This is a genomic window from Ligilactobacillus aviarius (assembly GCF_001654615.1).
In the GTDB taxonomy this organism is placed as follows: Bacteria; Bacillota; Bacilli; order Lactobacillales; family Lactobacillaceae; genus Ligilactobacillus; species Ligilactobacillus aviarius_B.
Genome location: NZ_LWUD01000011.1, coordinates 1 through 12,322 on the forward strand (window position 1 = coordinate 1; position 12,322 = coordinate 12,322).

General features: G+C 42.4%; 14 protein-coding genes. 13 read left to right on the top strand and 1 reads right to left on the bottom strand.

What is annotated here, in order from left to right:
* Window positions 1-226 precede the first annotated feature (226 nt).
* From glmM to A3O17_RS02365, 6 genes are all read left to right on the top strand, one after another.
* On the top strand, window positions 227-1,582 hold the full coding sequence (gene glmM / locus A3O17_RS02340) for a phosphoglucosamine mutase (RefSeq protein WP_057826911.1): 1,356 nt from the start codon (window positions 227-229) through the stop codon (window positions 1,580-1,582).
* Between the two features lie 101 nt (window positions 1,583-1,683).
* On the top strand, window positions 1,684-2,400 hold the full coding sequence (locus A3O17_RS02345; RefSeq protein ID WP_064207891.1) for a B3/B4 domain-containing protein: 717 nt from the start codon (window positions 1,684-1,686) through the stop codon (window positions 2,398-2,400).
* A gap of 172 nt (window positions 2,401-2,572) precedes the next feature.
* Window positions 2,573-2,929 (top strand): hypothetical protein, encoded by a 357-nt coding sequence (locus tag A3O17_RS02350; protein WP_064207892.1) that lies wholly within the window; start codon window positions 2,573-2,575, stop codon window positions 2,927-2,929.
* Between the two features lie 33 nt (window positions 2,930-2,962).
* Window positions 2,963-3,682 carry a DUF805 domain-containing protein gene (locus A3O17_RS02355; protein WP_064207893.1) on the top strand — a complete coding sequence of 240 codons (720 nt, stop codon included), beginning with the start codon at window positions 2,963-2,965 and terminating at the stop codon, window positions 3,680-3,682.
* A 37-nt stretch (window positions 3,683-3,719) separates the two neighbouring features.
* On the top strand, window positions 3,720-4,400 hold the full coding sequence (locus A3O17_RS02360; RefSeq protein WP_064207894.1) for a hypothetical protein: 681 nt from the start codon (window positions 3,720-3,722) through the stop codon (window positions 4,398-4,400).
* A gap of 20 nt (window positions 4,401-4,420) precedes the next feature.
* The gene (locus A3O17_RS02365) at window positions 4,421-4,810 is read left to right on the top strand and encodes a DUF805 domain-containing protein (RefSeq protein ID WP_064207895.1); all 390 of its coding nucleotides are present in this window, start codon (window positions 4,421-4,423) and stop codon (window positions 4,808-4,810) included.
* A gap of 49 nt (window positions 4,811-4,859) precedes the next feature.
* On the opposite strand, the gene A3O17_RS02370 is transcribed toward A3O17_RS02365, so the two are convergent.
* A complete protein-coding gene (locus A3O17_RS02370; RefSeq protein WP_064207896.1) occupies window positions 4,860-5,540 on the bottom strand; it encodes a hypothetical protein in 681 nt (226 codons plus the stop codon).
* A gap of 254 nt (window positions 5,541-5,794) precedes the next feature.
* Between A3O17_RS02370 and A3O17_RS02375 the strand changes: the two genes are divergently transcribed.
* From A3O17_RS02375 to A3O17_RS02405, 7 genes are all read left to right on the top strand, one after another.
* On the top strand, window positions 5,795-6,313 hold the full coding sequence (locus tag A3O17_RS02375; RefSeq protein WP_064207897.1) for an RNA polymerase sigma factor: 519 nt from the start codon (window positions 5,795-5,797) through the stop codon (window positions 6,311-6,313).
* 151 nt (window positions 6,314-6,464) lie between these two features.
* Window positions 6,465-6,689, top strand: coding sequence for a DUF1659 domain-containing protein (locus tag A3O17_RS02380; protein ID WP_064207898.1), 225 nt, complete (start codon window positions 6,465-6,467; stop codon window positions 6,687-6,689).
* Between the two features lie 36 nt (window positions 6,690-6,725).
* Entirely contained in the window at window positions 6,726-6,953 is a 228-nt protein-coding gene (locus A3O17_RS02385) for a DUF2922 family protein (protein WP_057826838.1), read from the top strand.
* 259 nt (window positions 6,954-7,212) lie between these two features.
* Window positions 7,213-7,854: a TetR/AcrR family transcriptional regulator gene (locus A3O17_RS02390; RefSeq protein ID WP_064207899.1), complete on the top strand. Its 642-nt coding sequence runs from the start codon at window positions 7,213-7,215 to the stop codon at window positions 7,852-7,854.
* Window positions 7,847-9,586: an ABC transporter ATP-binding protein gene (locus tag A3O17_RS02395; protein ID WP_064207900.1), complete on the top strand. Its 1,740-nt coding sequence runs from the start codon at window positions 7,847-7,849 to the stop codon at window positions 9,584-9,586. Before A3O17_RS02390 ends, A3O17_RS02395 begins: the two co-directional genes overlap by 8 nt.
* Complete coding sequence (locus A3O17_RS02400; RefSeq protein WP_064207901.1) at window positions 9,579-11,414, top strand: ABC transporter ATP-binding protein; 1,836 nt, start codon at window positions 9,579-9,581, stop codon at window positions 11,412-11,414. The genes A3O17_RS02395 and A3O17_RS02400 overlap by 8 nt, the downstream gene beginning before the upstream one ends.
* Before the next feature lie 11 nt (window positions 11,415-11,425).
* Entirely contained in the window at window positions 11,426-12,286 is an 861-nt protein-coding gene (locus A3O17_RS02405) for a hypothetical protein (RefSeq protein WP_064207902.1), read from the top strand.
* Window positions 12,287-12,322: the final 36 nt, after the last annotated feature.

Below are 12,322 nucleotides of genomic sequence, written 5' to 3' on the forward strand. Positions count from 1 at the left end.
AGTGTAAAAATGATAAAATTTAAAGTCAAACAATGCCTAATCATGACCAGAATCATGGTATCGAACCGCGTTTGTTCAAGATAAGACTAATCATTCAGCGGGGTTTATGGTAAAATATCACTATTGTGAGCTCTTTTGTTTTAACAATTCATAAGAAACAATGGATGCCAAAATGATATAATAGCTATATTAGTTACTAATATGAAATGAGGAAAATACGATGAAATTGAAGTATTTCGGAACAGATGGCGTTCGGGGCATTGCGAATGAATCTTTGAGCCCTGAATTAGCATTTAAATTGGGCCGTTGCGGCGGTTATGTGTTGACGCAACATGCTACAAATAAGGAACGGGCACCACGGGTTTTAGTGGCACGTGATACTCGGATTTCAGGCCAAATGCTTGAACACGCATTGATTGCCGGATTACTTTCAGTTGGAATTGAAGTGTTCGACTTGGGCGTAATCACAACTCCAGGGGTAGCATACTTGGTTCGTTTGCAAGATGCTGACGCCGGGGTCATGATTTCAGCTTCACACAATCCGGTTCAAGATAACGGAATCAAGTTCTTCGGGGGCGACGGCTACAAGTTGTCTGACGAAAAGGAAGCCGAAATCGAAGCTTTGCTTGATAAGGACGAAGATACATTACCACGCCCATCAGCAGAAGGCTTAGGAACAATGAGCGACTTTAAGGAAGGCGCTTTGAAGTATACTCAATTCCTTGAACAAACAATTCCGGATGATTTATCAGGAATGCACATCTGCGTCGACGGGGCAAACGGTTCAACAAGTACGTTGGTTTCACGCTTATTCGCAGATTTAGGCGCTGATTTCACAACGATGGCAACGAACCCTGATGGCTTGAACATCAACAATGGTGTTGGTTCAACACACCCAGAAGCCTTAGCTAAATTCGTTGTTGAACAAGGTGCTCAAGCCGGCGTTGCCTTTGACGGGGACGGCGACCGGTGCATCGCAGTTGATGAATTAGGAAACATTGTTGACGGTGACAAGATCATGTACATTTGCGGAAAGTACATGAATGAACGCGGCCGGTTGAAGAAGAGTACGATCGTAACGACGGTGATGAGTAACCTTGGAATGTACAAGGCAATGGAAAAGGCTGAAATGAATTCAGTTAAGACGCAAGTCGGCGACCGGTACGTTGTTGAAGAAATGTTGAAGGACGGCTACAACCTTGGTGGCGAACAATCCGGCCACGTCGTCTTCTTAGACTTCAATACAACGGGCGACGGCATGTTAACAGCTCTTCAATTATTAAATGTCATGAAGCAAACCGGCAAGAAATTGTCTGAATTAGCAGCCGAAGTTGAAAAATATCCGCAAGAACTTGTAAATGTTCGCGTAACGGATAAGAAGGCTGCATTGAATAATTCCGCAATCCAAAAGGTCATCAAGGAAGTTGAAGCAAAGATGGACGGCGAAGGCCGCGTCTTGGTTCGTCCTTCAGGGACCGAAGACTTATTGCGGGTAATGTGCGAAGCTAAAACCCCTGAATTGGTTCATGATTACGTCATGGAAATCGTGAACGTTGTTAAACAACAAATGGGGGTTGAATAAACGAAATGAACGAAACACTGGCTGTGGGAAACGGCTGGTGTTTTTCTTCTCTTGTCACACTTTTTTAACTGCCTTAAAATTAAGGTGAGGAGGAAAAAGAAATGAAAAAATTTATCTTAGATGAATCATTGTTTGAAAAGTTCCCGGAAGCCGAAATCAGATATTTTACGGTCGACGGAATCAACAATCACGTTGATGAAAAGGACGATCCGTACTTTGAAAAGCTGCTTGCGGATGCGAAGGAAGAATCCAAGAAGTACATTCAAGCCGAAACGTTCCGCAACAATCCGGTCGTTGCTAGTTGGCGCAAAGTTTATCAACAGTTCAAAAAGAAAAAAGGCGCCCGGTCATCAATTGAAGCAATGTTGAAACGGGTCAGTCAGGATCGCGACTTTAAGCCAATCATTCCATTAGTTGATTTATATAACAGTATTTCATTGCGGTATGGCGTTCCGTGCGGTGGTGAAGACCTTGACCAAATGGATGGCGACATGCATTTAGGCGTAACTGCCGGCGGCGATGAATTTTGGCCGTTGGGAGCTGATGACAGCGAACCGACACTTCCGGGCGAAGTCTGCTACTATGATCAAGGCGGAGCAATCTGTCGCTGCTGGAACTGGCGCGAAGCGAAACGAACCATGCTGACGGAAGAGACAACGCATGCCGTTTTAGTAACCGAAGCCGCAACCAAAGAACAGGCAGCAAACATGGAAGCCGCAATGGAAGACTTACGGAAATTAGTGAGCGACTTCTTCAAGGTCGAACCAAGTGAGATCATCACGTTAAACCATGATAATCCAAGCGGCGAAATGAAATAGAAATTCAATCTGACACCAATTGTGAAAGCAGTTGGTGTTTTTTAATGCCAAAGTTTAAGAAAAGATTAATTTTTTAAAGCGAATCGTAATCGTAACTTAAATATTGCTATTATTTTAAGAGATGTGAGTGAATCACGGAATGAATTTAATAAAAGGATTCTAGGAGTAAGCGATGAAATTACTGATTTCAATTGTGCTTGTTGCGTTGATTGTGTATGCGGTATATATGGCAAGATATCTATCGCCGCGGGCAAAAAAGGTTTGTACTGTGATTGCAATCGTAATCGCAATTGTAACTGGGATGGTTTCCGGCGTTCTTCCAATTGTTGGAGTGGTAATTGGATTTAGATGTGATTTAACGGTGGCTTCAAAAGCAACTGAGTGGTTCCCAATGTTATGGATGCTTGGAGGCGCTGCCGGAATGGCGATTGGAGTTGCATTGGGGATAATTTTAGCTTTGATTCTGGGAATTATAGTTATTGTTTGGGGAAACATATGTAAGTACCGGAATCATTCACAGGATAATTGATAAATCATAATAAAAGAATTTGAGGAGTAAGAAATGGTATTTGGATTAGTTTTAGCATTAATTGTTGCAGTAATTTTTATGCTCTGCATGGCCCATTCTCATTCTTTGCATTTCGGGCTTGCGGGGAAAATCATTATGATCATTGCGCTCCCGTTTGTGGGGGCAATCATTGGTCTTTTAGGTGATTTGGCAGCCGCTTCCCAATCGGTTGAATGGTTTCCGGTGTTATGGATGTATGGCGGCTTCATTGGAATGATTGCCAGTCTCGTCGTGGTGATTATTACTGCTACGAAAGCAAGTCATGAAAACGGAGGTGAGCCCGTGGTCGTATTTAACCCGGACGGAACTGAAGGAAAGTTAAAGGTTACCTTTATTCAAGGGGGGAAATCTTTTTTCCGCAATGCATTTAACTTTAACGGCCGGGCTAACTTGCAAATGTTTGGCTGGGGCCTGTTATCATATGTGATTATTAATTTTATATGGTGCTTGATAGTGAAAGTAATCAGCGGATGTTTGCAAAATGGTTCGTGGCTGTTGATGGCACTTTCCGGGCTGGTTTTACTCGGACTAATGATTCCGCTGTTAGCCCTGAATGTCCGCCGGCTTCGTGATACGGGAATGAAGAACGGACTGAACTACACGTTAAATATAATTGGGTTTATTTCGCCGATGTTTCCGATTATCGGAATGATTTATAAAATCGTTTTGCTTGTTTTGCTGTGCATGCCGACAGGAAAGTTTCAGAAAGAATAGCTGTGTATTTGGATAGTGATGTAAAAGGTAAATTTACATGAGTAATAAAAAATATATAAGTCAAGTTTTGTCTTGCTTAGCATTAGGCATGTTAATACCTATATTAGTAATGTTATCAATTAAAATTTATATAAAAAGAATTGATGTTTCTTTTTATTTCCTAGTTTTTTTATGGATAATTAGTTATATTTTGGAAATATTTTTTAATTCATTTTGTGAAAAATATAAGAAAGTAATTTGGCTTTGCTGTCAGATAGTATCGTATTTCTTGTTTTGGATAACTACAGGATTAATTTTAGGATTTTTCTCACAAGATGATAATTTTATATATAAGATTGTGATGAGTGTATATGGCTTTGCTATTTTAGTCACAATTATATGTTTGCTTATAGGTTTATTTTCTAAAAATATAAAAATTGCTAAAAAAAGAAATTTCATTTTAGGAACATGCCTAAGCGTTATGATTATTATTTTTACAATAATTACAAAATCTGGTAGTTATCTTTTTAGTCTAGCATTGATATTTATTGCTTTCTTATGTTGTGTTTATTCCGTTAAACAATTTAACGATTTAAAGATTGAAAAAAGTTTTAATTCTGGGATAGAAAAGTGGACAGATATAATCAGTACTGCAACAGATATGAGTTTAACTTTTATAACATTTGTTTTTACAATATTGGCTATGCTTTTCCCGCCAAGTGATGATGACGATGATTAAGAAAGGGAGGATTATTAAAAATGCATAAAATTAATGAACAAGGATATGTAAGTTTTAAAGAAAGTATTTCTGATTTTTTTCATGGATTAATAGATTTCAAAGGAATTACCACTCGTAGAGGATATTTATTTCCAATGATTTATTTCTATGTAATCTTATTTACAGGATGTAACTTGATTTTGGTATTTACATTGATGAATATTAATGGATTAATGGTAACAATATTTGAAATAATAATTGCGACAAATGTTATTGTTGCCAATCTATTGATTATCCCTGTAACAGTTCGACGTTTTCGGGACATTGGTTTTAATATCGTTATAACGATTTTGATGTTATTATTTGCAATTGGAATATGCCCACTTTTTGGAGTACTTTTACCAACTGATTGTTTCAAAAAGAAAGCTTAAAATTTATACATAGGCAAAGAAGACTTGTTTTTATGACAAGTCTTCTTTTTTACTTAATTATCCGTTTAATATCCCACAAACTCATCCCGAAATTATCCTTCAAGATCTTGACGATTCGCGACGTTCCTAACGAACTTATGATGTTGGCGACTTCTTGATTAGTAAGTGTCGTTTCATAATGCGGCGGCAGTTTAACCGTGAACCGCTGCGGAAAGATGGCTTGAGCCACGCCGTAACACTGGTACGCGGTATTTTTATTGGTTTGAAAAACTTTGCGGTCGACCTCCAGCCGGATTTCAATGTCGTATTCCGGGACATCGACCGTGAAGCGGTACGGGCTTTCCTTGCGAATCGGATATTTGTTTAAGAAGACCCAGCAACCTGGATGGCGCGTCATTCCAGCTGCGGGGAAAATCAGGCATTCTTTGCCCATGATCGGCAGCTGCCGCGTTCCGGGGTGCGAAGTTTGATAAAGATGGTTGACGATCCCGTCGATCAGAACTGCCCCAAGATCACCGTGCGGCGCAAGCAGCTTTTTGATCAGTACTTTCGGAGTTTGCGGGGTCTTAATGATCGTGCCATCGTTGCGAAAAATCATGGTGCGCAGATTTTGTTCATGGATTTTACAAAACATGATGGTTATTGCTGGATCGAGGGTGGCATCATGATCGATCACGATCCGGGATGAATGGCGAAGCTGGTTCGTATTAACGTGATATGTAATCAGCATGGGCATAACTCCTGACTGGATTATTAATTTTTATTAAAAATGATAATATTTTGTTATATTTATAAATTTTACTTAACGGGTAGCACTCCTGTCAACGCTTTCTTTAACCATTCTGAATTTTAGAATTCGATTCAATTCTAAACCTTTGAAATTGATTGCTATCTATTAAGAATTAACCGAATTTTTTATGCTTGAAGTATCAATTTGGCCAGGTTGAAATTCAAGCAAAGGAAACGTCATGACCGGATTTGAATGTGGAAAATCAAGATGGATTTAAGGAATTATTAGCCGATGACACCGTGATTTATGCGGTGTTGAAGAAACTGCATATTACGAAAGCCCATAATGATTATGATGATTTGGTTTCGGAAGGGCGCCTGCTGTATTTAAAGGCGTATGCGACGAATCAGTATACCGGAAAACGCCGGTTTAACTATTTCTTCACCAAGATCTACTGGGGCTTGCTGGATTATTTACGCAAGCAGCAGCGCAATCATGAAGTTGAAGCCCCGATCATTTCAGCAACCAATGAAGATTGGGATATTGTGGATGAACGGGTCGATGTGCATGCCGGAATTGAAGATGCTGAATTGTTGGCAGCGATTCGGGCAATCTGTACTGCCAAGGAATGGCTGTACGTTGAACAACGGCTTCAAGGTAAAAAAGTGGCGGAAATCGCCGCGCAAATTGGGGTTCATCCGAATGCAATTTACCGCCGGAAAGCCCGGTTGCGAAAGAAAGTTGAATCTTTTTTTGAAAAAAATCAATTTTGAGGGTGGGAAAAATCGCGGGTCAATTCGTTAATAAAGATGTAAGGGGCGCGCAACTTACACCACCACGATGAACTTGAAAATCAATCTTGATCCGATAACAGGTCGTGATCGAACTTGATTTTCAGCCATTTAGAAATTGGAGGAATTTAAAATGACAGTTAAACCAGAATGGAAGAAAACCGGAATTTACCTGGAACATGATTTAGGCGAAGGCAAGACCCGCCGCCGGACATTTAACGGCGTGAATGCCAGCGCAACCGATGACAAGATCGCGGAATTTGCTGAAATCATCGGCAAGTTGACGGGCGAAAATGTTGTTAACATCAAGGTTACCCGAACCGAAGAGCTTTCAGCTTCACCAGCAGTTAGTGAATAATCGGTCAGCGAATTAATTACGAAAGAGGGAATTTAAATGAAGAAATTAAACTTAGGTTTTCGCTCAGCAACGAAGAACACAATGCACCACTTACAGCTCAACTACGTAAAAACGGAACTTGAAGCTGAACCGTTGAAGAAGTACATGGCGCAGATCGCAGCGTTAGGAATCTTCAGCGACAAGAACGGTGAAATGGTGTTCGCAACACCGGCTTCCGCAAGCTACATTGATACGGAAGAAAAAGTGGTGTTTGCGGAAAAATAGGTTGATATAAGGTTTAGAGATCCTGCTGAAAAGCAGGATCTTTTTATATCTAAAAAAATATCTTTTGAATAGCAATCATCATAGTTGGGGGTTATACCAAGGAAATACTTTCGGACATTTAAGGTGTTGATTTCCAATTAAATTTTAAGGAGGAAGCGAATTGAAATGATTCAAATTAATTTGACATTTGGTTCTTAAAGCACTAATATGACATATTGTCATATGACAGTGTGTCATATATCTAGAAAGGAATGAAAAAATGCCGAAGCAAACATTTCTGAATCTTCCGCAGGAGAAGCAGCGGCGGCTATTGAAGGCGGGTTTTGAAGAGTTTTCTCGGGTGCCGGCGATTGACGCTTCCATCAGTAATATTATTAAACTTGCTGAAATTCCGCGCGGAAGTTTTTACCAGTATTTTGAAGATAAATATGATCTGCAGACTTACTTGGTGATGCAGTTTTCGCAAGAGTGGTATCGAACTTGGCATCAGCTTTTGCAGGAACACCAGGGTGATTTCTTTGCGGCAGTACCGCTTTTGTTTAAGGATATTCTTGATATGATGCGGAATGAAAAGAATCACGCTTTTTGGAAGAATACCTTTTTCCAGTTCCGTAATTCTAAGGAAATGCGCAAGGCACTTCATCAGCAACGGCGGTCAAAGCACGATGATGACCGGGAGTTGATCAACCAGCAGAAATTACGGATCGAATTGACCGAGCATAATTATGTTTTGCTTAACCGACAGATCACAACGATGATGATCCAGTCGATCAGCATGTATTTTATGGCGGACCGCTTTAACGTCGATGATCCGTATCAGGAAGCGATTCAAAATTTTAATACCTTATTGAATTGGTTACAATTCGGAATCCAAGGCAAAGGAGGAAATGCGGATGATTAATTTATTGAAGAAGCGGTTGCCGAAATCGAAAGTTATCGGGGCAACGATTTTCATGGCAATTCAAGTCATGACGACGCTGTACTTGCCGACGTTGACTTCGAATATCGTGAATAACGGGGTTGCGAAGGGCAATGTTCATTACATTTGGATGGTCGGTATTCAGATGATGATCTTCTCGCTGATCAGTGTTGCGGCCGCAGCGTTTAACGTTTATTTTTCAGCAAAAGGTTCGCAAAAGTTAGGGCAGCGGTTGCGCAGCGACGTCTATCGCAAAGTGATCAACTATTCGCATGATGAAATGAAACAGATCGGGACATCATCACTGGTTACGCGGACAACCAACGACATTATGCAGATTCAAAACGTAACGTTGATGTTTTTGCGGATGATGTTAATGGCACCATTAATGTTGATCGGGGCAAGCATTTTAGCTTACCGTCGGAGTGCAACGTTGACGACAATCTTTATTGTCATTTTGCCGTTGATCGCGGTCATCATGGCACTGGTGATTCGCTTTGCCGGACCGTTATTCTTTGCGATGCAGAAAAAGACTGACCGGGTCAACCAGGTTTTCCGGGAAGGCTTGACCGGTGTCCGGGTCATCCGGGCATTCCGCCAAGATGAACTGGAACAGCAACGCTTTGATGAAGTCAACAAAGACTATACCCACAATGCAATCAAGGTTTACAACATTACTGGATTGATGATGCCGTTAATGACTTTGATCATGAGTGCAACCAACGTTGTGATTACCTACTGGGGCAGTCATTTGATTGCCTTTCAAGCAACGAAAGTCGGGAACATGATCGCCTTTATTACGTATGCGGCTCAAATTTTGATGAGCTTTGCGATGCTTTCAATGGTGTTCGTTATGGTTCCCCGGGCCCAAGCGTCAGCCAAACGGTTGAATCAGATCTTGAACATGACGACGCCGATCACGGACGCCAAGGATCCGCAATCATTGGATAAGCCATCTGCGCTTGAATTTGACAACGTGGCGTTCAAGTATGCGGATGCCCAAAAGGATGCGCTTGAAGGGGTCAACTTTAAGCTGCATGCCGGACAAACGTTGGCGATCATCGGTGGAACCGGGTCAGGGAAATCAACCTTGATCAACATGATTCCGCGGTTTTATGACGCGACTCAGGGTGAAGTCAAAGTCAATGGCGTTGATGTCCGGAACACGACGCTGCAGGCCATTCACCAAGCCGTTGCATTCGTCCCGCAAAAGGCGAACCTGTTTGAAGGAACATTGCGCGAAAACATGCAATTTGGCGATGCGCAGGCTTCAGATGAGCAGATCTGGCATGCCCTTGAGATTGCGCAAGCCAGTGATTTTGTAAAGGAACTGGACGGCCAGCTTGACGCGCACGTTGAACAGGGCGGCGCTAACTTTTCTGGCGGGCAGCGGCAACGGTTAGCGATTGCGCGCGCCTTGGTCAAGCAGGCTTCCATTTACGTTTTCGATGACTCATTTTCAGCATTGGACTTTAAGACGGATGCAAAGTTACGCGCAGCCTTAAAAACCGATGAAGAAATTCAAAAACACGTTGTGGTTATTGTTGGTCAGCGGGTTTCAACGATTGCCGATGCTGATTTGATTTTAGTATTGGATAAAGGCAAGGTCGTCGGTCAGGGGACCCACCAGGAATTACTCGCAACGAACAAGGTTTACCAGTCAATTGTGAACTCCCAGATCCGGGAATCAAAGGAGGGTGAGCAAAATGCCTAAACGGAATCGCGGTCCAATTGAAAAACCGCAACATTTTTGGAAAACAACGTGGCGGTTGTTGAAGTACATGAAGAATCAGATTGCGGCCATTTTAATCACGATGGCATTGGCGATCACCGCCCAAGTATTGCAGATTCGGACACCAAAAATTTTAGGTCAGGCAACGACAACGATTTTTGAAGGCGTGATGAAAGGAACGGCAATGCAAAAAGCCGGCATTGCGATGCACCACTGGCCAATTGATTTTCACAAAATCGGCCACATTTTAATGATCGTCATGGCCATGTACGTCGGTTCAGCCGTATTAACGTTTATCCAACGGGTCATCATGAACTACATGTCGCAGCATACCGTATATAGCATGCGGAAACAGTTGAAACATAAAATGATGACGGTGCCGGTCAACTACTATGACACGCACTCGAACGGGGACATTATCAGTACGGCCATTAATGATATGGATAACATTTCATCGACCTTGCAGCAAAGTTTGATGCAGCTGGTAACTTCCGTTGTTCAGCTTGTCGGCACATTATGGCTGATGTTGACGATCAGCTGGAAACTTACGTTGATCATCGTTTGTTCAGTACCGTTAAGCATGATTTGTATCGGAATCATTGCCCCGCAATCCCAGAAAAATTTCGGCGCGCAACAAAAGCACCTCGGAATTTTGAACGGCGCAATCGAAGAAAACTATGCTGGGCAAAACGTGATCAAGAGTTTTAACCGGGAACAAAAGACGATCGATGACTTTGAAAAAGAAAACGAAGCCTTATACCAAGCATCATGGCGGGCCCAAATGGCTTCCGGAATTATGATGCCGATCATGTCATTTATCAGTAACCTGACTTACGTTTGCGTTGCGATTGTCGGTGGGATTCAAGTTACCAGCGGGCAGATTTCATTAGGGAATGTGCAGGCGATGCTGCAATACACGACCAACTTCTCACAACCCATTTCTCAGTTGGCCAATTTGGCAAACACGATCCAATTAACGATCGCATCTGCTGAACGGGTCTTTGGCGTCTTGGATGAACCGGATATGCAGGAAACGAAATCCGGGTTACCGGTTGAAAAGGATCCGGCTGGTCTGATTGAATTTGAACACGTGAAATTCGGCTATGACAATGCGCCGATTTTGATGGAAGATTATAATTTGACGGTCAAGCAAGGGCATATGACGGCGATCGTCGGGCCGACCGGTGCCGGGAAAACGACAATCATCAACCTGCTTGAACGGTTCTATGATATTAAAGGCGGCTCGATTCGGTTAAACGGGGTCGATACCCGTGATTTGACACGGGAAGAATTACGGTCCCACTTTGCAATGGTCTTGCAGGATACATGGCTATTTTCAGGAAAGATTTGGGATAACTTGAAGTATGGCCGCGAAGATGCAACGGATGAAGAGGTTCTTGCGGCTGCGAAGGCGGCCCATGTGGACGATTTTGTGGAACAATTACCCAATGGTTACCAAACCGTTTTGGATGAATCTGCGTCGAACATTTCACAGGGACAGCGGCAGTTGTTAACAATTGCACGGGCATTTGTGGCTGATCCTGAAATCTTGATTTTGGATGAGGCCACCTCAAGCGTTGATACACGAACTGAATTACAGATTCAACATGCCATGAACAAGCTGCTTGAAGGCCGGACGAGCTTTGTAGTTGCGCACCGGTTATCAACAATTCAAGATGCGGATAACATTATTGTGATGAATCATGGTTCAATTGTGGAAACCGGAACGCATAACCAGTTATTGGCGAAGAACGGCTTCTATGCTGACTTGTATAATTCACAATTTGAAGGCAATATTCAGATGGATTAGGAGGAATGAACATGCACAAAAAATTAGGAATAATTTTAACCGCGGGGCTTTCATTGTTTCTAACCGGCTGTAGCAAGGTCAGTTTATCGACCACGGCGAAAACTTATTCACCGGATGAAATGGTTGCGGTTGTTAAGGGGCATACCGCTAATCAAAATACCGTTACTTATCAAATTAGCAATGGGGCAAAGCACAGCGTTAAGGTTCACGATAAAACCTTTGTGATTCAGGTTCCAGCAAGTGACCAGCAACAAAAAGTGAAGATCACGGCTGCGCATGGCGGGCAGCAACAGCAGCAAACCGTAACGGTGAACGCGGCGAAAAAACTTGGCAACTACCAGCAGATTGTGCAAAAGTACAATCAAATGGTCGTCATGAGCAAGTTATCCCCACAGGAAGTTCAGATACTAAAGGCAGCGGCGGCTTTGAAGAAGGCCCCAAGTTCACCGAATCCTCAACTGATGCAGCAAATGAAGCAGGCGCAACAGGTCGAACAAAGGGTTCAGCAGTTACAATCCACAACGAAGAGTGAACAACTTCCAGTACAATTGAATGGAATCCACAATGCCGTGGATAATTCCGCATATACGTTGCGCTTGAATGTGAAAAACGGAGATTTGATGGGAGCCACAATGATGATCCCGGTCAAAAGTTTTAAGGACAAGGCTCAGGCTCAGCAATTCGGCACGGCGTTTGCGCTTTTCAGTCAAGCGCTGGGTGCCAATGGCAAGCAGGTCATGCATGAATTTGAAAGCAAAACGAAGAATCAGGATAAAACCCAGACAACGTCGAAAACGATTATCAACCATGGAATCAAGTATTCGATTGGGTTTTCAACAACTGAATTATATGTGTATATTACGAAGGCATAAAAAGAACGGTTGCGCAATCAGGCGCAACCGTTCTTT

Excerpts from the sequence above, each read along its gene's own strand:
- A3O17_RS02345 (WP_064207891.1), top strand. The coding sequence starts at position 1,684 with ATGAAAAAATTTATCTTAGATGAATCATTGTTTGAAAAGTTCCCGGAA.
- A3O17_RS02350 (WP_064207892.1), top strand. The coding sequence starts at position 2,573 with ATGAAATTACTGATTTCAATTGTGCTTGTTGCGTTGATTGTGTATGCG.
- A3O17_RS02355 (WP_064207893.1), top strand. The coding sequence starts at position 2,963 with ATGGTATTTGGATTAGTTTTAGCATTAATTGTTGCAGTAATTTTTATG.
- A3O17_RS02360 (WP_064207894.1), top strand. The coding sequence starts at position 3,720 with ATGAGTAATAAAAAATATATAAGTCAAGTTTTGTCTTGCTTAGCATTA.
- A3O17_RS02365 (WP_064207895.1), top strand. The coding sequence starts at position 4,421 with ATGCATAAAATTAATGAACAAGGATATGTAAGTTTTAAAGAAAGTATT.
- A3O17_RS02370 (WP_064207896.1), bottom strand. The coding sequence starts at position 5,540 with ATGCTGATTACATATCACGTTAATACGAACCAGCTTCGCCATTCATCC.
- A3O17_RS02380 (WP_064207898.1), top strand. The coding sequence starts at position 6,465 with ATGACAGTTAAACCAGAATGGAAGAAAACCGGAATTTACCTGGAACAT.
- A3O17_RS02385 (WP_057826838.1), top strand. The coding sequence starts at position 6,726 with ATGAAGAAATTAAACTTAGGTTTTCGCTCAGCAACGAAGAACACAATG.
- A3O17_RS02390 (WP_064207899.1), top strand. The coding sequence starts at position 7,213 with ATGCCGAAGCAAACATTTCTGAATCTTCCGCAGGAGAAGCAGCGGCGG.
- A3O17_RS02395 (WP_064207900.1), top strand. The coding sequence starts at position 7,847 with ATGATTAATTTATTGAAGAAGCGGTTGCCGAAATCGAAAGTTATCGGG.
- A3O17_RS02400 (WP_064207901.1), top strand. The coding sequence starts at position 9,579 with ATGCCTAAACGGAATCGCGGTCCAATTGAAAAACCGCAACATTTTTGG.
- A3O17_RS02405 (WP_064207902.1), top strand. The coding sequence starts at position 11,426 with ATGCACAAAAAATTAGGAATAATTTTAACCGCGGGGCTTTCATTGTTT.